The organism is Leifsonia sp. NPDC014704 (assembly GCF_043083605.1).
Taxonomy (GTDB): domain Bacteria; phylum Actinomycetota; class Actinomycetes; order Actinomycetales; family Microbacteriaceae; genus Leifsonia.
The window spans coordinates 776,192-801,940 of the sequence record NZ_JBIBYW010000002.1; the positions used below are offsets into that span (position 1 = coordinate 776,192).

The 25,749-nt window shown below is 71.7% G+C and carries 24 protein-coding genes; 9 read left to right on the forward strand and 15 right to left on the reverse strand.

Annotated elements, in window-relative coordinates; translation table 11 throughout:
* Positions 1-68 precede the first annotated feature (68 nt).
* The gene (locus ACF1AJ_RS15245; protein ID WP_391508106.1) at positions 69-674 is read left to right on the forward strand and encodes a hypothetical protein; all 606 of its coding nucleotides are present in this window, start codon (positions 69-71) and stop codon (positions 672-674) included.
* 16 nt (positions 675-690) lie between these two features.
* On the opposite strand, the gene ACF1AJ_RS15250 is transcribed toward ACF1AJ_RS15245, so the two are convergent.
* The 6 genes from ACF1AJ_RS15250 to ACF1AJ_RS15275 all read right to left on the reverse strand — a co-directional run bounded on the left by ACF1AJ_RS15250 (position 691) and on the right by ACF1AJ_RS15275 (position 6,808).
* Positions 691-2,289, reverse strand: coding sequence for a response regulator transcription factor (locus ACF1AJ_RS15250; protein WP_391508107.1), 1,599 nt, complete (start codon positions 2,287-2,289; stop codon positions 691-693).
* 219 nt (positions 2,290-2,508) lie between these two features.
* Positions 2,509-3,414 carry a hypothetical protein gene (locus tag ACF1AJ_RS15255; protein ID WP_391508108.1) on the reverse strand — a complete coding sequence of 302 codons (906 nt, stop codon included), beginning with the start codon at positions 3,412-3,414 and terminating at the stop codon, positions 2,509-2,511.
* A gap of 68 nt (positions 3,415-3,482) precedes the next feature.
* Positions 3,483-3,848 (reverse strand): UBP-type zinc finger domain-containing protein, encoded by a 366-nt coding sequence (locus tag ACF1AJ_RS15260; RefSeq protein WP_391508109.1) that lies wholly within the window; start codon positions 3,846-3,848, stop codon positions 3,483-3,485.
* Positions 3,845-4,669, reverse strand: a complete 825-nt coding sequence (locus tag ACF1AJ_RS15265; RefSeq protein ID WP_391508110.1) for an MBL fold metallo-hydrolase — start codon at positions 4,667-4,669, stop codon at positions 3,845-3,847. Before ACF1AJ_RS15265 ends, ACF1AJ_RS15260 begins: the two co-directional genes overlap by 4 nt.
* Complete coding sequence (locus tag ACF1AJ_RS15270; protein WP_391508111.1) at positions 4,666-5,952, reverse strand: APC family permease; 1,287 nt, start codon at positions 5,950-5,952, stop codon at positions 4,666-4,668. The genes ACF1AJ_RS15265 and ACF1AJ_RS15270 overlap by 4 nt, the downstream gene beginning before the upstream one ends.
* 64 nt (positions 5,953-6,016) lie before the next feature.
* On the reverse strand, positions 6,017-6,808 hold the full coding sequence (locus tag ACF1AJ_RS15275) for an NAD-dependent epimerase/dehydratase family protein (RefSeq protein WP_391508112.1): 792 nt from the start codon (positions 6,806-6,808) through the stop codon (positions 6,017-6,019).
* 124 nt (positions 6,809-6,932) lie between these two features.
* Between ACF1AJ_RS15275 and ACF1AJ_RS15280 the strand changes: the two genes are divergently transcribed.
* On the forward strand, positions 6,933-7,058 hold the full coding sequence (locus ACF1AJ_RS15280) for a hypothetical protein (RefSeq protein WP_391508113.1): 126 nt from the start codon (positions 6,933-6,935) through the stop codon (positions 7,056-7,058).
* Positions 7,059-7,167: 109 nt separating this feature from the next.
* Here ACF1AJ_RS15280 and ACF1AJ_RS15285 read toward each other — a convergent pair whose 3' ends face one another.
* Positions 7,168-7,932 (reverse strand): SDR family oxidoreductase, encoded by a 765-nt coding sequence (locus ACF1AJ_RS15285; RefSeq protein ID WP_391508114.1) that lies wholly within the window; start codon positions 7,930-7,932, stop codon positions 7,168-7,170.
* A gap of 95 nt (positions 7,933-8,027) precedes the next feature.
* Here ACF1AJ_RS15285 and ACF1AJ_RS15290 point away from each other — a divergent pair, with 95 nt between their 5' ends.
* From ACF1AJ_RS15290 to ACF1AJ_RS15310, 5 genes are all read left to right on the forward strand, one after another.
* Complete coding sequence (locus ACF1AJ_RS15290; protein ID WP_391508115.1) at positions 8,028-9,026, forward strand: LacI family DNA-binding transcriptional regulator; 999 nt, start codon at positions 8,028-8,030, stop codon at positions 9,024-9,026.
* A gap of 271 nt (positions 9,027-9,297) precedes the next feature.
* Complete coding sequence (locus ACF1AJ_RS15295; RefSeq protein ID WP_391508774.1) at positions 9,298-10,983, forward strand: xylulokinase; 1,686 nt, start codon at positions 9,298-9,300, stop codon at positions 10,981-10,983.
* Positions 10,980-11,738, forward strand: a complete 759-nt coding sequence (locus ACF1AJ_RS15300) for an L-ribulose-5-phosphate 4-epimerase (RefSeq protein WP_391508116.1) — start codon at positions 10,980-10,982, stop codon at positions 11,736-11,738. Before ACF1AJ_RS15295 ends, ACF1AJ_RS15300 begins: the two co-directional genes overlap by 4 nt.
* A complete protein-coding gene (gene araA, locus ACF1AJ_RS15305) occupies positions 11,738-13,255 on the forward strand; it encodes an L-arabinose isomerase (RefSeq protein ID WP_391508117.1) in 1,518 nt (505 codons plus the stop codon). Before ACF1AJ_RS15300 ends, araA begins: the two co-directional genes overlap by 1 nt.
* Before the next feature lie 222 nt (positions 13,256-13,477).
* Positions 13,478-14,524, forward strand: a complete 1,047-nt coding sequence (locus ACF1AJ_RS15310; protein WP_391508118.1) for an LCP family protein — start codon at positions 13,478-13,480, stop codon at positions 14,522-14,524.
* Between the two features lie 12 nt (positions 14,525-14,536).
* Here the strand turns inward: ACF1AJ_RS15310 and ACF1AJ_RS15315 are convergent, their stop codons facing one another.
* The gene (locus ACF1AJ_RS15315) at positions 14,537-15,799 is read right to left on the reverse strand and encodes an MFS transporter (protein WP_391508119.1); all 1,263 of its coding nucleotides are present in this window, start codon (positions 15,797-15,799) and stop codon (positions 14,537-14,539) included.
* 93 nt (positions 15,800-15,892) lie between these two features.
* Here ACF1AJ_RS15315 and ACF1AJ_RS15320 point away from each other — a divergent pair, with 93 nt between their 5' ends.
* Positions 15,893-16,768 carry a LysR family transcriptional regulator gene (locus tag ACF1AJ_RS15320; protein WP_391508120.1) on the forward strand — a complete coding sequence of 292 codons (876 nt, stop codon included), beginning with the start codon at positions 15,893-15,895 and terminating at the stop codon, positions 16,766-16,768.
* Positions 16,769-16,843: 75 nt separating this feature from the next.
* Here the strand turns inward: ACF1AJ_RS15320 and ACF1AJ_RS15325 are convergent, their stop codons facing one another.
* Positions 16,844-17,863: a TerC family protein gene (locus tag ACF1AJ_RS15325; protein ID WP_391508121.1), complete on the reverse strand. Its 1,020-nt coding sequence runs from the start codon at positions 17,861-17,863 to the stop codon at positions 16,844-16,846.
* A gap of 221 nt (positions 17,864-18,084) precedes the next feature.
* Complete coding sequence (locus ACF1AJ_RS15330; RefSeq protein ID WP_391508122.1) at positions 18,085-18,804, reverse strand: SDR family NAD(P)-dependent oxidoreductase; 720 nt, start codon at positions 18,802-18,804, stop codon at positions 18,085-18,087.
* Positions 18,805-18,899: 95 nt separating this feature from the next.
* Between ACF1AJ_RS15330 and ACF1AJ_RS15335 the strand changes: the two genes are divergently transcribed.
* Positions 18,900-20,540, forward strand: a complete 1,641-nt coding sequence (locus ACF1AJ_RS15335; protein WP_391508123.1) for a response regulator transcription factor — start codon at positions 18,900-18,902, stop codon at positions 20,538-20,540.
* 15 nt (positions 20,541-20,555) lie between these two features.
* On the opposite strand, the gene ACF1AJ_RS15340 is transcribed toward ACF1AJ_RS15335, so the two are convergent.
* The 5 genes from ACF1AJ_RS15340 to ACF1AJ_RS15360 all read right to left on the reverse strand — a co-directional run bounded on the left by ACF1AJ_RS15340 (position 20,556) and on the right by ACF1AJ_RS15360 (position 25,678).
* Positions 20,556-20,927, reverse strand: coding sequence for a hypothetical protein (locus tag ACF1AJ_RS15340; RefSeq protein ID WP_391508124.1), 372 nt, complete (start codon positions 20,925-20,927; stop codon positions 20,556-20,558).
* Positions 20,917-22,581, reverse strand: a complete 1,665-nt coding sequence (locus tag ACF1AJ_RS15345; RefSeq protein ID WP_391508125.1) for a cytochrome bc complex cytochrome b subunit — start codon at positions 22,579-22,581, stop codon at positions 20,917-20,919. The genes ACF1AJ_RS15340 and ACF1AJ_RS15345 overlap by 11 nt, the downstream gene beginning before the upstream one ends.
* Positions 22,581-23,933, reverse strand: coding sequence for an NAD(P)/FAD-dependent oxidoreductase (locus ACF1AJ_RS15350; RefSeq protein WP_391508126.1), 1,353 nt, complete (start codon positions 23,931-23,933; stop codon positions 22,581-22,583). Before ACF1AJ_RS15350 ends, ACF1AJ_RS15345 begins: the two co-directional genes overlap by 1 nt.
* Positions 23,934-24,016: 83 nt before the next feature.
* Positions 24,017-24,907 (reverse strand): RNA polymerase sigma-70 factor, encoded by an 891-nt coding sequence (locus ACF1AJ_RS15355; protein WP_391508127.1) that lies wholly within the window; start codon positions 24,905-24,907, stop codon positions 24,017-24,019.
* A gap of 9 nt (positions 24,908-24,916) precedes the next feature.
* Positions 24,917-25,678, reverse strand: a complete 762-nt coding sequence (locus ACF1AJ_RS15360; protein WP_391508128.1) for an SDR family oxidoreductase — start codon at positions 25,676-25,678, stop codon at positions 24,917-24,919.
* Positions 25,679-25,749: the final 71 nt, after the last annotated feature.

Consider the following 25,749-nt stretch of genomic DNA (forward strand, 5'->3'; position numbering starts at 1 on the left):
TGTTTCGGGCCGCAGGAATGTGGGAAACCGGGCAAGATGAAATGCCTGTATTCGGAAGGAGGCGCGGGATGTCGACGAGCCCGACCCGGCGGGGTACCAGGCGACTGAGCACGCGCGCGCTTCTCATCATCGCGGCGTTCGGTGCGCTCGGGGCGCTCCTACTCATCCTCGTGGCGCCGGTGACCGCCCTGCTCGCGGCGCTCTTCCCGCCCGCTTATGCGCTCGCGGCGGGCATGCACAGCATCCTGCCGTTCCTCGCGCGACGGCTGGTCGGCTTCCCCTGGACGACCACCATCGCGTTCGCGCTGGTCGGCCTGCTGGCGATCGGCTTCACGCCACTCGGCGCGCTCATCCTGATCCCCCTCGTCATCGCTGGCGTGGGATTCGACGTCACCCTGCTCGCGCTCGGCCGGCGCGGGACGCTCCGGCCCTGGCACTATGCGGTCGGGGCGCTCGTCACGGCCGTCCTGCTGTTCCTGGTCTCGCTGCCGGTGATGTCGCCGGACGATCTCGCTGCGCCCATCCTTCTGCTCACCCTGCTGGGCCGTGTGGTGAGCCAGCTCGCCGCGGCCGGGATCGCCTGGCTGCTGGGCGACCGCGTGCTCCGCGCAGGCATCATGCGGGCGCCGACCGGAGACCGCGGCGACGGCGCGGAGCCCGCCCTGCGGCACTGAGTCGCTCCCACGATCCTCACTCCCTCTCCACCAGAAGGTGGCGATCGAGCGCGACCGCGATCGCCTCATCGCGCGTGGAGACGCCGAGCTTCCGGTAGACGCTCCGCAGCTGCGACTTGACGGTGTTCACCGACACGTTGAGCGCAGCAGCGATCGCACTGTGCGACGGATGCTGCAGCAGCGTGGCGAGGACGGCCGTTTCGCGCGGCGTCAGGGGGATGTCCGGTCCGTTGCCGCGCACCAGCGTGCCGATTCGGTCGAGCTCCAGCGTCTCGTCGTATCCCAGGGCGGTGAGGGCGTGGCTGACGCGGGCGAGGTCCGCGGCCGGGAGCAGCGCGAGGGGCAGGAGCAGCCCGCTCCGTTCGATGATGGCGCCGAGGTGGTCGACGACCGACGTCACGCGGTCCTCGTCGGAGAAGCGCAGCAGGGCCGCCGCCTCCAGGGCGACCGCCTCGGCGCGCCGACGGGTCGTCAGCACGGCGTTCGAGAGGGGCCGCAGCTGTTGCAGCGCAGCCCCGTGCCGGCCGAGGAAGAGCTGCACGCGCGCCGCGCCGATGCGCTTCTCGACCTCGCCGGCGTCGCGTTCGAGCACGGCCTCCGCCGAATCGGGATGACCGAGAGCGAGCTCGAGGACCGCCCGAGCGGTCGCGAGTGAGGCCCGCACGGCGACCGACCGGCCTTCCGGGCCTCGTCCCCCGATCGTCTGGTCGAGGTGGGCGAGTCCGCGGCCCGGGTGACCGCAGACCAGTTCGAGCGTCGCGGCCGTGACGGCGTAGGGCATCCAGTGCGGGGTCGTCCGCAGGTCGACCGCCGCGTCGGCGAGGTGCTCCCTCGCCGCATCCTGATCGAGGTCGTCGAGGGCGAGGATCGCCTCCGCGACGCTCAGCAGCATGGCGTCGTCGTGCCCGAGCTGCCCAACACGCGAGCGGGCCGTACGGATGTGCTCTCTGGCCTCTCCGCCGTCGCCGTTCCTCGCGTTGAGCAGGGCGAGCATCACGACGCTGCCGAGCGACGGCCCGGTGGCGAGGGGATGCGCGTGCGCCAGGCCGCGTTCGAACGCGGCCAGCGCCTCCCCGCTGTTGCCGGTGTACAGCAGACTCGTGCCCACGTGCGTGTGCAGGCCGCTCACCGTGTCCGCGTTCCGGCGATCCTCCGCGCTGAGGTGCTCGAGCTCTGTCGCGGCACCTCGCGCCGCAGCCGCGGCGCTCTGCGCACGGCCGAGCGCGAGGTGCATCTGCGCCTGGTCGGCCAGCAGGATGGCCCGATCGATCCGGCGCAGATCGGAGCCGGTGTCCTGGAGCGCGGCGATGGACTCGCCGACCCGCCGCAGACCACCCGCGCGATGCGGGAGCGCGGTCGGGTCGGTGTGGCCGGCCAGCAGCGTCAGCAGCGGCCGCCCGGTCAGCGACCCGCGCGGCAGCGCCTGGATCGTCGCGGCGCGATCCGGAACCGGGCCGGCCAGGAGGTCAAACCATCGACGACGGGCCACCTCCGTCGCCGCATCGGGACCATCGGACGCGAGGGCGTCATCCAGTTCGGACCAGGCCCGGTCGAACAGTGTTCGCTCTCCGCGGCCGGTCGTACGTTCTTCCGTTGTGCTTTCTGCTCGTTCCACGAGCTGTCCTCCGAGATTCAGGACGCGCGTCCACGCGTCCGGGCCCAGGAGGATGCAGGCGCCCGCGCAGAGGGGTCGCCCTTCTCCGGGGCTCAGGAGCGCGGGTCGGCGCGTCGGCTCACGCCCAGCGCGGGCGCCATTCGAACCGGCGCGACACCGAAGCATGTTCGGGCCGCTGCTGTGAGTGGAGGCGTCATGCCTCCATCCGGAGGAAGGGGATCAGCCGGGGCTGACGTCGTGGTCGCCCGGTGGAGCGGAGGAGGGTTCGGTCGAGCGTGCGGCGCACGACGTGTCGTACGGCGCGAACGGCGGGATCCAGGCGTCTACCGGCTCGGCTGCCGAGCCGGAGCCAGTGGAGGCGGACGAGGTGAGCACGCCCTCGGTCGACGAGGTGGGGCTGAAAGCAGGCCCGCGGATGGGGCCGTCGGCCGGAGTGGCCACGGCCGAAGCAGCGTCCGGGGAGGGAGCGGGAGTGGCGGTCGGAGCGGGGGATGCCGCGGCGTGGTCGGCGACGGAGTCCGCGTCGGACTCCGTGGCCGCGGACGCGGCGGCTGCAGCTGCGGCGGGAACGGGCGCGGCCGCGGGATCGACGGTGCCCGTCGCGGTGCCCGGGGTGGCGCTCCCGTCTCCGGGAGCAGTCGTGGTGGGGGGAGGCGCCGGCTCACCCGCAGGCGGCGCGGGCGGGGTGGGCGACGTCGTGCCGCCTCCCGAGCCGGTGACGCCGCCGACGACGCCGTCGACGACTCCGACGACCGAACCCGTCGGCGTCGGACCGAGGAGCGTGTCGACCACACCGCCCACAACGGGCAGCGAGGTGACCAGTGGATCCACGGCACCGGTGACCGGCGCCAGCACCGAGCCGACGAGCCCGCCTGACGAGCCGGATCCGGCGCTCGGCGACGGCGAGCTGCCGGGAAGCAGCGCACCGACCGTTCCGTTGACGACGGATCCCAGCAGAGAGTGCTGAGGCGGAGCAGCCTCGTCCGCGGAGGCGGAGGCAGGCTGGAGGGCGAAGCCGAGGGCGGTCAGCAGACCGGCTCCCGCGAGCCCCAAAAGGGCAAGGCGAACGATCCTGCGGCGGGGTTCGTCTGCGGCGCGCGGCAGAGGTTCGACCGGGTCGGTCACGATTCCCCCTTTCGCACGTCGCTGATCGGGACTATAGCGAATATGTTGTCGACGCGGTGGAATTCGCGTTACGCGCGCTGCTCCAGTTGGCGCTCCCAGTCGCGCGGAACGCGCTCCGCGGGGCCGGGGACGGTCTGGTCCTCCGGGTGGCTGAGCGGCGGTGCGAGTTCGGGGCCGCCGACGAAGCCCTGGCGGCGGTAGTCCCAGAACCAGTCCTCGCCGGGCTCGTAGCTGCGGATGATGGGATGCCCGGTGGCCTCGGCGTGCTTCGTCGCGTGGGTGTTCAGCGAGTCGTCGCAGCAGCCGACGTGACCGCAGGCGGCGCAGCGCCGGAGGTGGAGCCACCAGCTGCCGGTCTGCGTGCATTCGACGCAGCCGGGGCCCGAGGGCGGAACGCTCGGGTCGATCGCTTCGGTGCGGGCGTGGTCGGTCATCGCGGCTCCTCGGTGTGGTCGGTGTGGTCGGGGTCGTCGGTCTGTTCGGTGCGTTCGTCGATTTCCACGATCCCGCCCGGCGGGACCATCCGCAGCCGAGCGGTCAAGCCGTGCTCCGCGAACGCGGTACGCACGTCCTCCTGGCCCTGGGTGAAGTGCGCCCAGCCCTCCGCGTGCACCGGGACGACGACGGCGTCGCCCAACAGAGCAGCCGCGCGGGCCGCCTTCTCCGCGGTCAACGTGAGGAACGCATCCAAGCGCGCCGTGCGGGCTGCGCCGACGTGGAGGACAGCGACGTCGATCGGCCCGAGGTTGTCGGCGACCTCCTCGACGACCCGCAGCGAGGCGTTGTCGCCGCTCACGTACACCGTCGGCATCCCGTCGCCGGCCAGGACGAATCCGAGAACCGGACCTGACGACGCCTCGGTGCCGTCGGGCCCGTGCTGTGCGGGCACGGCGTGCACCCGCAGGTCGGAACCGTCCGGGCGCGGGATGGTCAGGTGCGTCCACGGGCCGAGCCCGCGAACCGTCCCCTCGACCCGCTCGGCGGCGGCCGTCGTGCTCACCGTCAGCGGTGCGTCGCGGACGAAGTCGCGCCCGCGGTCGTCGAGGTTGTCCGGGTGCTGGTCATGTGAGAGGAGCACGAGATCCACTGCGCCGATCTCCTCCGGGGTTCGGCTCGGCCCGGTCGTCTTCACCAGCACGCGCTCGCCGACAGGGTGGTCGCCGGGCGGGTCGAACGTCGGATCGGTGAGGATGCGGAGGCCGCCCAGCTCGATCAGGGCCGTCGGGCCGCCGATCAGTTCGATGCGGACGGTCATCGGTTCTCCTCTCCGCGCTGCGGTCGCCGGGTCACCCGCAGTCGCACGAAACGGTAGCCGATCCCGACGGCGATCACCACGATCCCGGCGACGATGGCGGCGACCGGGAGGGTGGCGACGAGCACGACGCAGCCGATCGCGCCCGCGAGGGCGAGGAACCGCGGATACCTCCGGTGCGTGCGGTCCTGCGTCCACGCGGACGCATTGGCGATCAGGTAGTAGAGCAGCACGCCGAAGGACGAGAAGCCGATCGCGCCGCGCAGATCCGTGACAGCGACCAGCACGCAGACGACCAGTCCCACGGCGAGCTCGGCCCGGTACGGAACACGGTAGCGCGGGTGCACGGCCGCGAACCACGAGGGGAGGTCGCTCTGGCGCGCCATCGCGAGGCTCGTCCGCCCGATCCCCGCGATCATCGCGAGCAGGGCGCCGAGCGCTGCGGCCGCTGCGCCGATCCGGATGACGACGCCCGGCCAGGCCGCGCCGCTGGTGTCGGCCACCGCCCCGAGCGGAGCGGCCACCTCCGCCAGCCCGGTCGCGCCGAGCGCGTGCAGCGCCGCGAGCGCGACCAGGACGTAGACGACGAGCGCGATGCCGAGCGCCGTCACGATGGCCCGCGGGATCGTGCGCTCCGGCTCCACCACCTCCTCGCCCATGGTGGCGATGCGGGCGTATCCGGCGAACGCGAAGAACAGGAAACCCGCCGACTGGAGGATTCCGTAGGCGGTGACCGCCGGCCCCGGCTGCGCGGCGCTCGCGGCCGTGTGCGTGAAGCCGATGACGACCGCCACCGTCAGCGCGATCAGCGAGACGCCGACGAGGATGCGCGTCAGGAGCGCCGTCCTCGTCACGCCGACGCTGTTGACCAGCGTGAGCACGGCGACCGCAACGATCGCGACCGGCTTCACCCACGGACCGGGCACGGCATAGGTCGCGAATGTCAGCGCCATCGCGGCCGAGCTGGCCGTCTTCCCGACGACGAACGACCAGCCCGCGAAGAAGCCTGTCCACTCACCGAGGCGTTCGCGCCCGTAGACGTACGTGCCGCCCGAGGTCGGATACTGCGCGGCGAGCTGGGCCGACGACGTCGCGTTGCAGAACGCGATGAACCCGGCGATCGCCAGCCCGACGAGCAGCCCCGCGCCCGCGGCGGAGGCGGCGGGGGAGAACGCGGCGAAGACCCCCGCGCCGATCATCGACCCCAGACCGATGCCGATGGCGTCCCCGAGGGTGAGCCGGCGGGCGAGGGCGCCTCCCCGATCCGGGCCGGATGCGACGGTCACGGTCGCAGTGTACGGGAGGCGGGTGACGTGGATGCGGCGTGACGTGGATGCGGCGCAGCCGGCCTCACCACTCCTGCCCGACCGGGTGGTCGTCAGCGGCGAAGGACCCGCCGATGACGCCCCGCTCGTCCGGCATGCCCAGGTCCTCGCCGTCGCGCTCCAGCACGGCGACCGCGTCGTCCCGCGCCACGAAGCCGATCGATTCGCCCGCCGTCGTCGAGAACCAGCCGGGGCGGTTCGCCGACACGCCCCACACCACGGTGTGACCCGGCCGGTCCAGCGCCGCCGCGGCCTCCATGAGCCGGACCGCGTCGCCCGGCGAGAACCACGTGGCGACGCCGAGCGTGTCGGTCGGGCGGTCGCCGAACTGGCAGATGCGCGCCGACACGACCGTCATGCCGAACCGGTCCGCGTACAGGCTGCCGAGCGCCTCCATCGCCGCCTTGCTCACGCCGTAGTACGTGTCCGGGCGCGGCGGGAGCACCTCCACGTCGCGCACATCCGCCGCGCGCGCGAAGCCGACCGCGTGGATGGAGCTCGCCAGCAGGACGCGCTGCACCCCCGCGACCTGCGCCGCTTCGAGCACGTTCCGCGTCCCGTCGATGTTGACGGTCAGGATGTCGTCCCACGAGCGCTCGGTCGGGTAGCCCGCCAGATGCAGCACGATGTCGGCGCCCGCGAAGTGCGGTACGAGCGCGTCGACGTCCTGGATCTCGGCGACCACGTGCTCCCAGGTGGCGTCGTCGGGCGCTTCCACCGCATCCAGCGTGCGCACGCGGTGCCCGTCGGCGATCAGTCGCGGTGCGATGGTCGTGCCGATCGTTCCGCTGCCGCCGGTGATCACGAAGAATGCCATCGGTGGTCCTCCCCTTCCGTCGCCTCCATCCGTACTCCGGCGCGCCGTCGCCGCAGCCCGGATGGACCTCGGCGGCGGATCGGCGTACCGTCGCGCGGTCAGGACAGAAACGGAAGGACACGCAATGAGCGACGAGAAGAACCGCCCCGATGCCGACGACCTGCCCGACGGCTCCGGCTCCGACGGCAGCGCCCCCGAGCCCGGCGAGGACACCACGTCCGGCGGCGGCCCCGAGGACCCCTCGAACTAGCCCCTCGCATCCCCCATCCCCCGTCGAGTACACAAAAACTGCACGCCTCGGAGCCCTCCGGCGTGCAGTTTTTGTGTACTCGACGGCGGGGGCCGAGCGGCGGGGTGGGTCAGCGGCGGTGGACGGGGCGCACGCTGAGGGATTCGACGGTGCCAGTGGGCGGCAGGTCGACCGCGGTGCGGACGGTCGCTGCGACCATCTCGGGCGTGATCGTGTACGTCGTGTCGTAGTCGAGGCCCTCGCGGGCGACGAGAGCACGCTGCATATCGGTGTCGACCCGGCCCGGGTGGATGCTGCTGACGCGCACCCCGTGAGGACGCTCCTCCTCGCGAAGCGCATCCGTGAGCGCCCGAAGCGCGAACTTCGAGCCCGCGTAGACCCCGCCGCCCGGCCCGCTGGAGAGGCCCGAGCCGCTGTTGATGGCGACCACCAGGCCCTCCGCGGCCCGCAGCGCCGGAAGCGCTCGCCGCGTGAGCGCGGCGACCGCGAATACGTTCACCTCGAACACGTGCCGCCACACCTCCGCCTCCGTCTCCTCGATCGTGCCCCCGTCTTCCACGCCGGCCGAGTGGACGAGCACGTCGAGTCGGTCGGGCAGCGGCGGAAGGGAGGCGCCGGACAGGTCGGCGATCAGATCGGCCACGTACGGCTCGGCCGACGGCAGCTCGGCGACCACCGCATCCACCGCGGCCGCTTCCCGCCCGCCGACCAGGATGTGGTGCGTGCGCCCGAGCTCGACGGCGATCGCCTTGCCGATGCCGCGGGAAGCGCCGGTGACGAGAGCGATGGGCCGGTTCGGTGCGGCGGACCCGGCGGATGCGGCCGACGCGGCGGATGCGGCCGACGACGTGTCGGAAGGGTTGGATGCGGTCATGCCTCCGACATTACGGCCGAATGCTCCTACGGTCGGCCCCGGTTGGCCCTCCGAACCCGCCGCCCCTAGGGTGTGGGTGTGTCGGAGGTGCAGGCGTGAGCGAGGTCGGTCGGCCCCCGGGCGTGCGCGAGGTCGCCGCGGCCGCCGGCGTTTCGCGGCAGACCGTCTCCCGAGTGCTCAACGACCACCCGAGCATCCGGCCGGAGACCCGCACCCGCGTGCTCGCCGCGATGGCCGACCTCGACTTCCGGCCGAACCGCGCTGCCCGCATGCTGACCACTGCCCGGTCCCGGACCATCGGGGTGCTGGCCGCGTCGGCCTCCTCCCTCTTCGGCCCGGCCTCGAGCATCGACGCCGTCGAGAACGCCGGCCGCGCCGCCGGGTACACGGTCACCGTGGCCCACGCCGCGTCGCTGGACCCGGCTGACCTGCAGGCGGCCATCGGGCATCTGCGCGAGCAGGCCGTCGAGGGGATCGTCGTGATCGCACCGCAGCAGCGGGTTCAGGATGCGATGGGCCAGTTCTCGCTCTCCCTGCCGTCGGTGACCCTGCACGGCGCGGGCGGCGCCGGCGACGAGGGCGTCTTCGTCGATCAAGAGCTCGGCGCACGGCTCGCCACCCGTCATCTCCTGGCGGCCGGCCACCGCCGCATCGCGCACCTGAGCGGACCGGGCGACTGGACGGAGGCGCGCGCCCGGCGCGACGGCTTCCTCGCCGAGATGGCGGCCGCGGACGCCGACGCCGTGGTGTCGCGCGAAGGCGATTGGACGGCAGCCTCGGGCGCCGCCATCGGCGCTGAACTCGTGGCCGACCGATCCATCCGCGCCGTCTTCGCCTCGAACGACCAGATGGCGCTCGGCGTGCTGCATGCTGCGCGGGTCGCCGGGCGGTCGGTGCCGGACGATCTGGCCGTCGTCGGCTTCGACGACATCCCCGAGGCGGCGTTCTTCGCGCCGCCGCTGACGACGGTCCGGCAGGAGTTCGCCGAGCTCGGTCGCCGCTGTGTCGCGCGCCTGGTCGCGCTGCTGGAGGGCGGCGACCTCGCGTTCGAGGAGCCGGTGGCTCCGGTCCTCGTCGTCCGCGACTCCGCCTGACCCGCGCGCACCCTCCGCCGCGCGAGATTTGCGCCAAATCTTCGTCCCGCCGGTGCCCCCCGCCGCCCAGATTCGTGCCGAATGTGCGGAATGCTCGCGCCATTGCGCACATTCGGCACGAATCTGCGCGGCCGCCATGGGAGAAGCGGCGCCACGGGAGAAGGGAAGCAGCGCCCGGGCCAGCGGTGCCCGCGCGGAGTGGCGCGCCGACGGGCAGGTGCCGTACACTCGAACCGTCAATGTGACCGGTCACAAAGGAGTGGATGCCACCATGGTGCCAGCCGACGCCGCCCCCGCGGCTTCCGGAGACGCAGCCGCCGCCCGCGCCCGCGACGCCATCGAGTCGGGGCGCACCGCGCTCGGGATCGAGTTCGGCTCGACCCGCATCAAGGCCTGCCTCGTGGATGCGGACGCCCCGTCGGTCGTCCTCGCCGTCGGCGCCCACGAGTGGGAGAACTCCTACGTCGACCGCCTCTGGACTTACCCGATCGAGGAGGTCTGGTCCGGCCTGCAAGAGGCGTACGCCGCCCTGGCCGCCGACGCACAGGCCCGCCACGGCGTCGCGCCGACAACCGTGGGCTCTCTGGGCGTCTCGGCGATGATGCACGGATACCTCGCGTTCGACGAGGCGGGCGAGCTGCTTGTGCCGTTCCGCACCTGGCGCAACACGAACACGGGAGCGGCGGCGCGTGAGCTGACCGACCTGCTCGGCGTCAACATCCCGCTCCGCTGGTCCATCGCCCACCTGCACCAGGCCGTCCTCGACGCCGAGCCGCACCTCCCGCGCGTCCGGTCCGTCACCACGCTGGCCGGGTACGTGCACCGCCGGCTCACCGGGCGGCACGTGCTCGGGGTCGGGGATGCGTCAGGCATGTTCCCGATCGACCCGACTACCGGCGACTACGACGCCGAACTCGTCGGCCGCTATGACCGGCTCGCCGCCGGCCGCATCCCTCCGCTCCGCGACCTGCTGCCCGAGGTCCTCTCCGCCGGAGAGCCCGCCGGCGACCTGACCGCCGAGGGCGCTGCGCTCCTTGATCCGTCCGGCGCGCTACGTCCCGGCGCGACCCTGTGCCCTCCCGAGGGCGACGCCGGCACCGGCATGGTCGCGACCGCATCCGTCGCACCGCGCACCGGCAATGTGAGCGCCGGCACCAGCATCTTCGCCATGGTCGTGCTGGAGCGTCCGCTGGCCGAGGTGCACGACGAGCTGGATGTGGTGACCACCCCCGCAGGCGACCCGGTCGCCATGGTCCACTGCAACAACGGCGCCAGTGAGCTCGCCGAGTGGGCCGGACTCTTCGGCCGGTTCGCCGCCGCGTCCGGCCGCCCCATCGATCCCGACGCCGTGTTCGACACCCTCCTCACGGAGGCGCTGACCGGCGACGATGACGCCGGCGGTCTGCTCGCCTATAACCACCTCGCGGGCGAGCCCATCGCCGGGCTCACCGAGGGCCGTCCGCTGCTCGTCCGCACGCCGGGCAGCCGCTTCACCCTCGGCAACCTGGTGCGCGCCGAGGTGTACGGCGTGTTCGCCACCCTGGCGCTCGGGATGCGCGTCCTCGCGCAGGAGGGCGTCGCGCTCGACCGGATGCTCGCGCACGGCGGCGTGTTCCGCACCGCCGGCGTCGCCCAGCGTTTCCTGGCGGGCGCCCTCGACGCCCCCGTGTCCGTCGCCCACACCGCATCCGAGGGTGGCGCGTGGGGGATCGCGGTCCTCGCCGCCTACCTGGGCGCACGGGCCGAGGGCGGCCAGGACCTCGACACCTACCTGCGCGAGCGCGTGTTCCGCGACATCGTCTTCGAGACCTCCGAGCCGCAGCCGGAGGATGTCGCGGGCTTCGCCGCCTACCTCGACCGCTACGACGACGGCCTTGCCGTCGAGCGCGCGGCCGTCACCGCCCTCCCCGACACCACCGCCTCCGCCGATCGCCCCACGGAAGGATCCGACCAGTGACCGACGCCCAGACCCCGAAGGACGCAAGCGCCGCGGCCCCGGCCCGCGCGACCGCGGCTCCCACCGAGTCCCCCGCCGTCCGCGCCGTCCGCGAGCGCGTCGCCGCCCTCCACGCCGAGCTGGTGCGCTACCAGCTGGTCGTCTGGACCGGCGGGAACGTCTCCGGCCGCGTGCCCGGCGAGGACCTCTTCGTCATCAAGCCGAGCGGCGTCGATTACGACGACCTCGCACCGGAGAACATGATCCTCTGCACCCTCGACGGCGAGGTCGTCCCCGGGTCGCTCGGCTCCGAGCGGTCGCCGTCGTCGGACACCGCCGCCCACGCCTTCGTGTACCGCAGCATGCCCGAGGTCGGCGGCGTCGTGCACACGCACTCCACCTATGCGACCGCCTGGGCGGCGCGCGCCGAGCCCATCCCGTGCGCCATCACCGCGATGGCGGACGAGTTCGGCGGCGAGATCCCCGTCGGACCGTTCGCGATCATCGGCGACGACTCCATCGGCCGCGGCATCGTGTCGACGCTCACCGGCCACCGCAGTCGCGCTGTGCTCATGCAGAACCACGGCGTCTTCACCATCGGCTCCGACGCCCGCGACGCCGTGAAGGCCGCCGTCATGGCCGAGGACGTCGCCCGCACGATGCACATCGCGCGCCAGGGCGGCGATGTCGTCCCCATTCCTCAGGAGGCGATCGACCGCCTCTTCGACCGCTACCAGAACGTCTACGGACAGACCCCGGAAGGACCCACCGCCTGATGCCGAAGCTCACCACCTCCCTCGACGTCTACGAGGTCTGGTTCCTCACCGGAAGCCAGCACCTCTACGGACCGGAGACCCTCGCGCAGGTCGCCGAGCAGTCCCGCGCCATCGCCGACGAGCTGGGCGCGTCGCCCGACGTGCCGGTGAAGATCGTGTGGAAGCCGGTCCTCACCGACGCCGACGCCATCCGCCGCATCATGCTGGAGGCGAACGCCGACGACCGCGTGATCGGCGTGATCGCGTGGATGCACACCTTCAGCCCCGCGAAGATGTGGATCGCCGGCCTCGACGCGCTGCAGAAGCCGCTGCTGCACCTGCACACGCAGGCGAACGTCGAGCTGCCCTGGGCCGAGATCGACTTCGACTTCATGAACCTCAACCAGGCCGCCCACGGCGACCGCGAGTTCGGCTACATCCTGACGCGCCTCGGCGTGCCGCGCACCACGGTCGCCGGACACGTCTCGAACCCGGTCGTCTCGGCACGCGTCGGCACGTGGATGCGCGCAGCGGCCGGCCGGGCCGCCACCCGCACGCTGAAGCTCGCCCGCTTCGGCGACAACATGCGCTTCGTCGCCGTCACCGAGGGCGACAAGACCGAGGCCGAGCACGTCTTCGGCGTCCAGGTGAACACGTGGGGCGTGAACGAGCTGGCGGATGCGGTCGCCGCGGCGCCGGCCGACGCCGTCGACGCGCTCGTCGCCGAGTACGAGGAGCAGTACGACGTCGCTCCGGAGCTGCGGCGCGGCGGCGACCGCCACCCGTCGCTGCGCGACGGCGCGGCGATCGAGCTGGGCCTGCGCTCCTTCCTGGAGGAGGGCGGTTTCGGCGCGTTCACGACCAGCTTCGAAGACCTCGGCGCCCTGAAGCAGCTGCCGGGCCTCGCCGTCCAGCGGCTGATGGCCGAGGGCTACGGCTTCGGCGCGGAGGGCGACTGGAAGACCGCCGTCCTGGTGCGCGCGGCCAACGTGATGGGCGCAGGCCTGCCGGGCGGCGCGTCCCTCATGGAGGACTACACGTACGACCTGACGCCCGGCGACGAGCGCATCCTGGGCGCGCACATGCTCGAGGTGAGCCCGTCGCTCAGCTCGGTGACCCCGACGCTCGAGGTGCACCCGCTCGGCATCGGCGGCAAGGACGACCCGGTCCGCCTCGTCTTCACGGCGGACCCGGGTCCCGCGGTCGTCGTGGCGCTGTCGGATGTGCGCGACCGTTTCCGCCTGGTCGCCAACGTGGTCGAGGTGGTCGAGCCGTCGGCTCCGCTGCCGAAGCTGCCGGTCGGCCGTGCGGTGTGGAAGCCGCAGCCCGACTTCACGACGTCGGCGACCGCCTGGCTCGAGGCCGGCGCGGCGCACCACACGGTGATGAGCACCGCGGTCGGGGTCGAGGTCTTCGAGGACTTCGCCCGCATGCTGCGCACCGAGCTCATCGTCATCGACGACACGACGACGCTCCGCTCGGTGCGCCGCGACCTCGACGCGAACGCCGCCTACTACCGCCTCGCCCGCGGCATCTGAGGCATCCATCCCAGCGGCCGGAACGGATCCTCCGTTCCGGCCGCTTCGCGTTAACCGGACCCCGCGAACTGGGGGTAATCGGGGTACAAACAATGTCCTCATTAATGGGGACTTTTGGGGATGACAAGCGTAGCCTCAGGCCAGATGAGAAATCCTCATCTCACCCGACGTCCGGGTGGAGTCGCATGAGACGCTCCTGGGGGAGTGCCGGAAACGGCCGTCATGATCGCGCACGCCGCACCCAATCACCGCTGGCATCGCCGTACACCGAAGGAGCCGCGTCGCCGGTCGGTGGTCTCGATCGTCGCGACCACGCTGCTCGCCGTGGCCACCGTCGTGGCGGGCTCCGTGGTCGGCGGAGGGTTGTACTACGCCGGCAGCGTCGCATCGACCTTCAACTCCACGGTGACGCACATCCCGCGCGCCTTCCCGCCGGCCGCGACCCGGCCGACCCCCGTCTCGACCGGCGCCATGAACATCCTGCTCATCGGCTCCGATTCGCGCGGAGACCCGACGACCGTCGGGCAGAGCACCGAGTCCGACCAGCGCTCCGACACCATGATGCTCGTGCACATCGACGCCGACCGCAAAGACGTCTACATCATGTCGATCATGCGCGACCTCTGGGTCCCGATCCCCGGCAAGGGCACGGCCAAGATCAATGCTGCGCTCGCCTGGGGGGGCACTCCGCTGGTGATCCAGACGGTCGAGCAACTGCTCCAGACGCACATCGACCACGTCGCGATCATCGACTTCCAGGGCCTCGAAGGGATGACGGACGCGCTCGGCGGAGTGGATGTGGACAGTCCGGTCGGCTTCACCACGGTCAAGAAGCCGCACTACACCTTCGTTCAGGGCATGAACCACCTCGACGGCGCCCAAGCCCTCGCCTTCGCCCGGGAGCGGTACGCCTTCCCGACGGCCGACTACCAGCGGGTGGCCAACCAGCAGGCGCTCCTGCGGGCCATCGTCGCCAAGCTGCTCAGCCGCGGGACGCTGACCGACCCCGCCGCCGTGACGTCGTTCGCCGGTGCGACCGGCCGATACCTCAGCCTCGACGAGCAGTTCGACCTCCCGACGATGATCGGGCTCGCGGCGAGCATGCGTCTCGACGGCCCCTCCAGCATCCATGCCTTCACCATGCCCACTGCCGGAACCGGAACCTCACCCGACGGGCAGTCGATCGTCAACGTGGATGAGGGATCGCTCCCGGCTCTCCGCTCCGCCCTCGCGGACGATGCGCTCGGGACGTTCACCTCCGTTCACTGAGGCCGGACGGGCTCAGGCCCGGCGCAGCATCCGCAGGCCGGCGGGAACCGACAGGGCGGCGACCGCGGCGACGAACACCACCAGTACCGGCACGAGCGGCCAGAAGATGAGCGCCACGCCGACGAGCAGCACGGGTACCGCCAGACCGATGTACGCGATGAGGAAGATCGCGGCGAGCACCTCACCGCGGCGCTCCGGGGCGGCGAGCGAGGCCGCCGCGGCGATCGCCGAGCGGAACTGGAGACCGACACCGGCGCCCGCCAGCACACCGCTGACCAGGAAGACCGCGAACGAGGCCGTCAGCACGCCGGCCGCGAGGCCCGCGAGCCCGACGAGCATGAGGACGAGGGCCAGGATCAGCTGCGCACGGGAGGAGATCCGGGCGAAGACGATCTGCGAGATCGCCGAAGCTGCGAACACCGCGAACGGAACGAATCCGGCCAGCAGGTGCGAGGTCTGGTGGAGAGTGACGACGAGCACGCTCGGCGCGAGGGAGGTGAACAGCCCGAAGACGGCGAAGCCGGCGAAGGCGGCGACGGCCGCGGCGGAGAACGCTCCTCGCGCTTCGGCCGGCAGCGAGATCCGCTGCGGGCGGTACGCGGGACGCTCTTCCGCGCGCTCCACCGTCTCGGGAACGAGGGCGACGGCGACGGCCGCGACCGCGAGCACGACGAGGAACACCGCGTACGGGAGCAGCAGCGGCTCGGGCAGGAACTGCGCGAACGCTCCGCCGATCAGCGGGCCGAGCGCGAGTCCGCCTGTGTTGACGACCGTGGAGACCGTCCCGGCGGTCGCGGGGCCCTCGTCCGGTCGGGCGACGGCGCGCAGCTCGCTGAGGTGCGCGGTCGCGCTCGCCGTGAGGGCGCCGACGCCGATTCCGGAGAGGGTGCGCGCGACGATGAGGCCGGCGACGTCGTTCCAGACCAGGAAGAGGGCGGCGGAGACGATCTCGATGAGCACGGCGATCAGCACCATCCTGCGTCGCCCGGCGATGTCGCTCAGGTGGCCGATGAGGAAGAGGCTGGCGATGACGCCGACCGCATACGCGGCGAAGATCACGGTCACCACCCAGGTCGGGAAGCCGTCGCGTGCCTGGTAGAAGGCGTACAGCGGAGTCGGAATGGTGGAGAAGGCCATCACGGCGAGGAACGCCGCCGCGATGACCCAGAAGCCGGCGCCATGGCGCAGGCGGAAGGGACGCCGGGTGCTGGTCGGTCCGGTCTCCAGCCGAGGGGTGGAGCCGGTGGGGGCGGAGAAGTCGAGCGTGCTGGTCATGCTTCGATAGTGCTCCTCGGCGAGCATCGAGTCCAACGGAAATAGCCGATGCTGACGATCGATCGGAGCGATCACCGACGCTAGGCTGCATCCATGGACACGCGCCAGCTCGAGTACCTCGTCGCCGTGGCCGACGAGCTCAACTTCACGCGCGCCGCTGCCCGCGTGTTCGCGGCGCAGTCGACCGTCTCGGCGGGCATCCGGAGTCTCGAATCGGAACTCGGGACGGCACTGTTCGAGCGGGACGCACACGGCGTCCGGCTCACCGAGGCGGGCCGGACCGTGCTACCCGAGGCGCGCAGTGCGATCGAGGCCGTGGAGAGGATGCGCGAGTTCACCGACGAGCACGGCCCACTGCGCGGCACGGTCCGGGTCGGCATTTTCACGAACCTGACCACCATCGACCTGCCGGGCATCATGGGCGAGTTCCACCGGCGGCATCCGCACGTGGACCTCCGTCTCGGCCCGTCGCCCAGCGGATCCACCGGCCTGGTGGAGGAGGTGCGCCAGGGGCGGCTCGACATCGCGTTCCACGGTCTGCCCGACGCGGTTCCCGACCTCATCATGCGACCGCTGGTCGACTCCCCGTTCCTCGTCGTGCTGCCAGAGGATCACCCGCTCGCCCGCCGCCGGACTGTCGCGCTCGCCGACCTGGCGGAAGAGGCCTGGGTGGACTCGCGTGCCGGCTTCGGCAACCGCGTCACCCTCGATCGCGCGCTGCAGGCCCTCGGCCTGACTCGTCGGGTGCCCACCGAGTTGTCCGACCTGGGCGAGATTCCGCGCTTCGTCGCCGCGGGACTGGGCGTGGCCGCCTTGCCGGAGCTGACCATCATCCCGGCAGAGGGAGCCGTCGTGCGCCCCCTGACCGAAGCCGTGGACTGGCGGCTCAGCGCCATCGCCCGCCGGCGGCCCGGCCGTGCGGCGGAGGCGCTGCTCGACCTGCTCACCGAGCGGATCGGCGGCCTCTGAGGCCGATCACTCTCCCGCCGCTCGCCGCGGCCGTCGTGTCGGCGCTGTGACGCTCACCGGCCAGCTCACCGGCCCTCACCGCTGCGGACGCGCGTCCGAGCTGAGCTCCGGTTCGTCCTGGATCTCGGCGCGGCGGTCGCCGCGCGTCTTCAGGAGGCTGGCCGTCGCGGCCACTGCGATCGTCGCTCCGATGAAGAGGAGCGAGAACCAGGTCGGGATCTCGGGGATCCACTCCACGCGCCGGCCGCCGTTGATGAAGGGCAGCTCGTTGACGTGCAGTGCGTGGAAGACGAGCTTGACGCCGATGAAGCCGAGGATGACTGCGAGGCCCTGCGACAGGTAGACGAGCCGCTCGAGGAGCCCGCCGATGAGGAAGTACAGCTGGCGGAGTCCCATCAGGGCGAAGGCGTTGGCCGTGAAGACGATGTACGCCTCGCTGGTGAGCCCGTAGATGGCCGGGATGGAGTCGACGGCGAAGACGACGTCGATGAGGCTGATCGCGATGATGGTCAGCAGCATCGGGGTGACGAAGCGGCGCCCGTCCTTCTTCACCGTGAGCCGGTCGCGGTTGTATTCGTCGGTCACGGGCAGGTGGCGGCGGATGAACCGCATCACCCGGTTGTCGGTCGGGTCGGAGTCGTGGGAGCCGAACGCCTGACGCCACGCCAGGAAGAGCAGGAGGGCGCCGAAGAGGTAGAAGACCCACGAGTAGTTCTCGATGAGCCCGGCTCCAACGGCGATGAACGCGCCGCGGAGGATGAGCGCGATGATGATGCCGATCATCAGCACCTTCTGCTGGTACGCCTTGGGCACGGCGAACGCCGACATCAGCAGCAGGAAGACGAACAGGTTGTCGACCGAGAGCACCTTCTCGGTCAGGTAGCCGGCGAAGTACTCGCCGCCGTAGGTCCAGCCGGAGACCATGCCGATGCCGACGCCGAACAGCAGCGCCAGACCGATGTAGAACGCGGACCAGCGGGCCGACTCGCCGATGGTCGGCTCGTGCGGCTTGCGCACGTGCGCGAAGAACTCGTAGACGAAGAACGCGATCGTGACGGCGATCGTGATGATCCAGATGAGCGGGGTGACCTGCACCGGGGACTCCCAAGGGGTAGGCGGAACGTCTCGCCAAGGTCTCCTCCGCCCCGACCGGATCGACGATCTCAGTTCGGGACCAGTGGCCCGGGATGCGATGGCGCATCCGTAATGACGGGCTCACTGCCGACGGGAGTACTCCCCTTGTTGTCCTCCAGCCTACCGGGAATCGTCCTGGCAGAGTTCTGGGAACCCGAAGGGAACTCGCTGCGGCCCAGCGGTCACAGGTCGGTGCCGGTGTGATCCCTCAGCGCGGCGACGACCGCATCCTGGAACGCTCGATCGGTCGCGGCCGGATGCGGTCGCTGCTGCCGCTGGTGGTGCCAGTACGCCGATGTACGGGTCTCCGGGTCTTCGCCCTCGGCGAGCCAGACCTGCGTGCGGTGACCGAGCTCGAGGTCGTCGGGCGCGTTGCGGCCGCCCATCCGCGTGGGCACCCAGCCCGGGTCGACCGCGTTGCTGAACACGCCGGGGCGGAGGCGGGGGAGCGCCGCGGCGAGCGCCGTCGCGATCAGCTTGCTGTCCGAGTACGACGCGGTGCGCGTCCGCCCCGACCAGTCGAGACCGTCGAGCGTCGCGTGGCCGCCGCGGTGCATTCCGCTGCTGAGATAGACGTGGCGTTCGGCCGGGACCAGCGCGGTCAAGAGGTAGGGGGCGACCACGTTGACCGGGAGGATGCCGGCGCCGTCGATCACTCCGGCGTTGTTGATGACCGCGTCCACGCCGCCGGCATCCGCCACCTGATCGGCGAGCGCCCGGACCTGCTCCTCGTCGGAGAGCTCCGCCGCCAGGATCACACCGTCGCCCAGGGCATCCCGGAGTTCGCCCGCCCGGTCCAGGCTGCGGACGTGGCCGACCACGGTGTGGCCGTGCTCCGCCAGCTCGCGTGCGGCACCCAAGCCCAGCCCGCTCCCTGCGCCGGTCACCAGAATCTTCGCCATCTCACGCCTCCTCGTCGCCCTCCACGCTAGACGCGACGACGCGTCATTACGATGAAGACGACCCCCTGCCTTCTCGCCGACCCTGGAGTCCTCCTATGAGCACGTTCTCGGACGAGTCCGCGCACTCGTTCTCCGCGGGTGCCGACCCCGAGCCCGAGAGCGCCGATGACATCCGGCTGACGATCGACCGGGACGTGCTCCGGCAGTTCCAGCAGGCCGTCGACGCGGAAGATTACGACGCCGCGACGGTCGTGGTCCGGGACCACTGGTTCGACGTCGCCATCGGGATCCGGCAGGGCTTCGCGCAGGTCGCCGAGCGCATCCCGGCGGGCGAGCTTCACACCCGGCCACTGCTCATGATGATGCTCGGCATCGCCTACAACCTCCAGCCGAACCGGAGGATGAAGGGGCTGCGTTACTTCGTCGGAGCCGCCCGGGCCGCCCGTCACGGCATCGAGCGGGTGGGGCCCGTCGACCGCGCGCTCATCCTGGCGAGCGAGAGTGCCGCCTACCGCCTGATCGGGCGCCCGCGCCTCGGTATCACGCCGGCGCGCAAGGCCGTCGCCGCACTGGACGGACTCACGCTGGATCAGCGTTCCGCCGTGCAGGCGCTGTCACGCATCTACGCACACGTCGGCACCACCCAGTACTACGCGGGGCAAGTCGAGTCGGCCCTGGAGACGTTCGAGAAGGGCATGGCCGAATCGCCGCCCACTGGCTACTCCTCCGGCTTCGCCAACATCGCGATGGCGGCCGGCATCCACGCGGTGAGGGGCGATATCCACGAGGCGATGGCGTACATCGAACTGGCTCAGGACGAGCAGTGGACCGACCAGCAGCGCTCCTGGTATCCGGGTACGTTCTACCGCGTCGCCGAGGCGGTCGTGGCGCTGGAGCGGTTCGACGCCGAGGAGGCTCGCACGCAGCTGGCGGCGATGGTCCATGATCGCCGGACGATCGAGCACTGGCGCGCCATCGCCGCGACCGAGGCGCTCGTCGATCTGGTCGCAGGCCGACCCTCCGCTGGTCTCGCGGGGATCGACGCCTACGCCGCCCTGCGGGGTGCGGAGGGTCGCGGGACGGCTGCCCGTCGCGAGCTCGCACCGCACCGGGCGTTGCTGCACATCGCGCTCGGCGACCTCACCTCCGCGTCGACGGTCCTGCGGCAGCTCGAGCCGGGCAGCGCCCAGCGCCACGTGGGTCTCGCGCGCGTCGAACTGGCCCTCGGCCGCACCGGCGCCGCGCTCCAGCAGGTGCGCCGGGTCGCCGGAGCACCGCTGGATGCCCGCACGCACGCGGAGGCGCTGGCCCTCGAGGCCGCGGCGCTGCTGCGCTTCTCGAGCGGACCTCGCCGCACATCCGTCGTGGACCAGCTGGGCGAGCTTCTCCGCGCGACCGGCCAGCGGCTCGCCGTCGCGCTGGTGCCGGTCGAGGACTTCCCGCAACTGCTCGGCGCCTTGGAGGGTGCGGGATTCGGCGACGTGCTCGCCGACATCCCCGCCCGCTCCCTCTTGTTGCCGCTCCCGGAGGGTGAGGCGCTGAGCAAGCGCGAACTCGCCGTCCTCGAGGCCTACCTGCGCACCCCGCGCGTGCCTCAGGTGGCGGAGGAGCTCGGCGTCTCCGTGAACACGGTCAAGAGCCAGATCCGCAGCATCTACCGGAAGCTGGATGTGTCCAACCGGGACGAGGCCATCGCCGTCGCGCTCGACCGGCACCTGGTGCGGCTGCCCGACTGACGTTCGTCGACGGCGTCACCCCCAGCGCCGGAGCTTCTCCGGATCGGCCACGATCCACAGATGGTCGACGGCCCCGACAGCACCGTCCGCGACAACGACGGCGAAGACGCGTCCGTCACGGGAGGCGACGAGTCCTGATCGGCCGTTCATCGGCCGGACGTCCAGACCGAGCGATGCAGGGTCGCCGAGCAGGCCGTGCAGGAGCGTCAGGCCCGAGGCGAAGTCGATAGCCACCGGAAGGGATGCGTCGCCGCCGCGGTCGACCACCACGTGGACGTCCGGACCGAGCAGCCGACCCACGGCCGGTGCGTCGCCGGCGAGGTAGGCGTCTCGTAGCGCCGCCGTCAGAGCGGCGGCCGCAGCGGCCGCGTCGGCCTCACGCCGCACCCGCCCGCGTTGCGGCCACCGGGGCCTCCTCGCTCTGTGCGATCGCCTCATCCGTTCGTCCTCCGGCGACGACTTCGTCGCGGGTCAGCGGGCCCACCGGCTCCAAGCGGTCCTCGAAGAACACCCGGGCGAGAGCCGCCCGGAGCCGTTCGGTGGGCCGGAGCCGCCCGTCCTCGTCCGGCCTGGCGTCGACCGGGTGCACGGCGACCGGGCCGGCGAGGCGGTACCGCTCGGCCGCATCCACCGAGCCGTGGACCTCCACGTACTCGCCGCCGGGCAACCGGACGATGCGCCCGGTCTCGTAGCCGTGCAGCAGGATGTCGCGGTCGCGCTTCTGCAGCGCGAGGCACACGCGCCGGGTGACGACGAACGCCACGACCGGGCCCAGCACCACGAGCGCCTGGTAGCCGGCCACCACCGACTCCACCGTGAGGTGGAAATGCGTGGCCACGAGATCGGCGCTCCCCGCGCCCCAGAGCGCGGCGTAGAAGACGATGCCCGAGACGCCGAGGCCGGTGCGCGTCGGCTCGTTGCGCGGGCGGTCGAGGAGGTGGTGGTCGCGGTGGTCGCCGGTCACCCACTCCTCGACGAACGGGTACACAGCGATCGCGAGAAGGTAGAGCCCGACCACCGCGAGGGGGATGAGGATCGCGAGCGTCCAGGTGCGGCCGAGCCACTCGAACTCCCAGCCGGGCGGGACGAGGCGGAGCGCTCCGTCGAGGAAGCCCGTGTACCAGTCCGGCTGGCTGCCCGCCGACGCGTCGCCGGGGGAGGAGGGCCCGTACAGCCAGATCGGGCTGATCGTGACCGTCGCGGCGATGAGGACGATTGCGCCGGTCACGATGGCCAGGAGACCGCCCGCGCGCGCCGCCAGGTTTGGCAGCATCGGGACCCCGACGATCCGCTCCTCCGTCCGCCCCGGGCCGGCGAACTGCGCCGGCTTGTCGAGGTACGCCCGCCGTGCCCGTGCCGCAAGCAGCAGCACGAGCAGCGCCGGCACCACGGCGACGTGGATGGGGTAGAGGTTCTCGATGATCCGCCCCGGGAACTCGCCCCCGAACAGCAGCGCGGACAGCCAGGTGCCGACGACGGGGATGCCGAGAACGATGCCCTCTACGATCCGGAGTCCCGTGCCGGACAGCATGTCGTCCGGGAGCGCGTACCCGCTCCATCCGCCGAGCAGGGCGGTGATCAGCAGGCCGAACAGCAGCACCCAGGAGAGCCGTCGGGGACGGCGGAACGCGCCGGTGAAGAACGACACCGCCAGCTGCAGCATGATCGCGGCCGGGAGCAGGAGGCCCGCCCAGTGGTGCGCCTGGCGCACGAGCAGGCCGCCGGGCACCTCGAACGTGATCGCCAGCGTCGACTGCAGCGCCTTCGACATCTCGGCGCCTGCGAGCGGCACGTACGGGCCGTCGTAGGTCACGCGCGTGCCCGACGGCGTGTAGACGAACATGAGGATGAAGCCGGTCACGAACAGCACCAGGACGCACGCGAACGCGATGACCCCGAACATGTTCGTCCAATGCAGCGGCACGCGCCGAGTCCGGAGTTCGTCGCGCAGTGCGGCGACACGGCGTCCCGCAGCGCTGTTCGAGACGACTCCGGCGAGCCGTGCCGTCGCGGACGGCCGCTGTCTGCGGTCGACGGGCATCAGGCGGCCCTACCGGCGAGCTCTCGCGCGTCGGACGCTTCCGGTACGCCGCCCCCGACGAACGCCCGGCGGGGATGCTGCACCGAGAGCAGCGACACGATGTCGCGCCCGAAGAACACCGCGCTCGCCCAGATCAGCAGCACCCGCACCTTGCGCTCCCAGGTCGGGATCGCGAGCACGTGATACCCGCGGTGCATCACCCAGGCAAGGAAGCCGGTGATGACGATCCCGCGCCACTGGAAGATGCCCGTGCCGAGGCCCAGGGTCGCGACGACCCCGAGGCTGTGGTGCACGTAGTCCTTCGGCTGCTCGCCGCGCAGGGTCGCGACGATGTTCTTCGCCAGCCGTTTGGCCTGCCGCACGGCGTGCTGGGCGTTGGGAACCGTGACGGCGCCGTCGATCGGCGACGCCAGGTCCGGCACCGCCGCGTCGTCGCCGGCCGCCCAGGCGTCCGGCACGATCTTCTCCGGCGTGCCCACTCGCAGGTCGGCGCGGACCATCACCGATCCGCGCGCCGTGACCGGCAGGTCGGTGTGGTTCGCGACGACCGGGTTCGCGCCGTTGCCGGCGGTCCACACGATGGTGTGCGCGTCGAACTCCGCACCGGTCGAGAGCACCAGGTGGCCGCCCTCCGCCGAGACGAGTTGCGCGTCCAGATGGATGTGGGCCCCGCGGCGTTCCAGAGCCCGCACCACCCAGCGTCCCGGCTCGTCGGTCACCTCGGGGAGGATGCGGTTGCGCGCCTCGATCAGGTGGAACGAGAGGTCGGAGAACGTCAGCTCGGGATACGACTTCAGCAGCGCGGTGGCCAGCGAGAGCGTCTCGCCAAACCCTTCGACGCCCGAGAACCCGCCGCCGACGAAGGCGACCGTGAGCAGGCGGCTCCGCTCCCTTCCGGGCGGCAGCACCGAGGCGCGGTCGAAGGCGTCGAGCAGCCGGTCGCGGATGGCGACGGCCTCCTCGACGTGCTTCATGCCGATCGCCTGTTCGGTGATGCCCGGGATGGGGAACGTGCGGGTGACGGCGCCGGCGGTGACGACGATGATGTCGTATCCCAGCGGGAACGGCTCGCCGTCCTTCGGGAGCACCGTCACCGTCTTCGACGCGTGGTCGATCCGGGTCACCGACGCGTGGATGAGGCGCGCGCGCTTGAGGTGGCTGCGGAGCGAGATGGCTGCATGCCGCGCCTCGATCGACCCCGCTGCGACCTCCGGGAGGAACGGCTGGTACGTCATGTACGGCCGGGGGTCGATCACGACGATCTCGGCCTCGTCCTTCCGCAGTTTCTTCTCCAGCTTCCATGCGGTGTAGAAACCGGCGTAACCGCCGCCCACCACGAGGATCCGGCGCATGAGTGCCTCCTGTCCGGCCGATGAATGTGCCTTCACCCGTTAAGACCGGACAGCATCCCCATCTGTGACAGCGGGGCGGGAGCTCATGCCGGGACGGGGAGGCGTTCCAACTTCTGCGGGTTCAGCACCCACTGGAGGCGGCGGATACCGTCGGCCGTGACGTCGAGCGCGATGAAGGCGACCACGGCGCCGTCGCGGACGAGCACGGCCGCTGGGCCGCCGTTGGCCTCGACGAGGTGGACGGTGCCCTCCCAGAACCGGTTCGCGAAGGCGTGGACGTACTTCGCCACCGTCTCGCGGGTGAAGACGGGGATGCGCGACGCGCGGGCGAGACCGCCGCCGTCGGAGTAGCTGACGATGTCGGCGGTGAAGATGCGCTCCAGCTCGGCGATGTCGCCGGACTGTGCGGCGTCGAGGAAGGCCTCCAGCATCCGCTTCTGCTGCGCGTGGTCGACCTCGCGCACGTGCCGTTCCTCTGCGAGGTGCTTCCGCGCCCGGCTGACGAGCTGCCGCGCGGAGGCCTCGGAGCCCTGGATGATCTCCGCGATCTGCGCGTACGGGTAGTCGAAGGCCTCCCGCAGCACGTACGCGGCACGTTCGGTCGGCGTGAGCTTCTCGAGCAGCACGAGCACCGCGAACTCGAGCGCTTCACCGCGCTCGGCACCGAGGGAGGGGTCGGCGCTGGTGTCCACGGGCTCGGGCAGCCACGGCCCGATGTACGTCTCGCGCTTCGCCCGCGCCGACTGAGCCTGGTTGATGGCCAGCCGGGTCGCCGCGGTCGCCAGGAAGGCCGCCGGCTCGCGCACCGCCGAGCGGTCGGTGCGCTGCCAGCGCTCCCAGGTGTCCTGGACGATGTCCTCCGCGTCCGCGACGGTCCCGAGCATCCGGTAGGCGATGCCGAACAGGCGCGGCCGCACCGCCGCGAACGTCGCCGTGGCGGTGTCGAGGTCGTCCTGCTCCACTGGCCCCGTCATGGTGGAATGCTAGTGGCGGTCCTCCAGCCAGCGGGAGAACGTCGTCCCGCCGAACCGGTGGTCGGTGATCGCGGGGTCGTTGCCCGGCGTGAGCGAGCGGTCGTCGACCCGGCCGCCGTAGTATCCGGCGTCGGGATCCGTCGAAACGGTCCGCGGATCGCCCGTCGCGGAGAACAGCCGGCGCGCCAGTTCGTCCAGCCGCAGCGGCTCCGGGCCGGCCAGCTCCACGATCCCGTTCAGGGGCGCGGCGACGGCCACCTCGGCCAGGGCGGCCGACACGTCCGCCGCGGCGATCGGCTGCATCAGCACGTCCGACAGCACGGCCGTGCCATCCTTCGTCGCCCCGTCGGCGAGGGCGCCGATGAACTCGAAGAACTGCGTCGCGCGCACGATCGTGAACGGCACGCCGCTCTCGCGCACGATGCGCTCCTGCATCACCTTCGCGCGCATGTAGCCGATGTCGGGCATGCGGTCGGCGCCCACGATCGAGAGAACGACGTGGTGGCGGACGCCCGCGGCCTTCTCCGCTGCGACGAGGTTGGTGGCGGACCGCTCGAAGAACTCGTGGACCGGGCCGTCCTCGAACGACGGCGCGTTGGGTGTGTCGACGACGACGTCCGCACCCTCGAGGACCGCGGCGAGCCCTTCGCCCGTGACCGTGTCCACGCCGGTCGACGGCGATGCGGCGACGACGTCGTGGCCCGCCTCCTGCAGACGAGAGACGATTCCGCGGCCGATCAGGCCGGTTCCGCCGATGGCGACGATCTTCATGTGCTGCTCCGTTTCTGCGCGGACGCTCCGCGCGTCACCAGCTCTGACCGGACAGGTGCTCGGGATGTGAC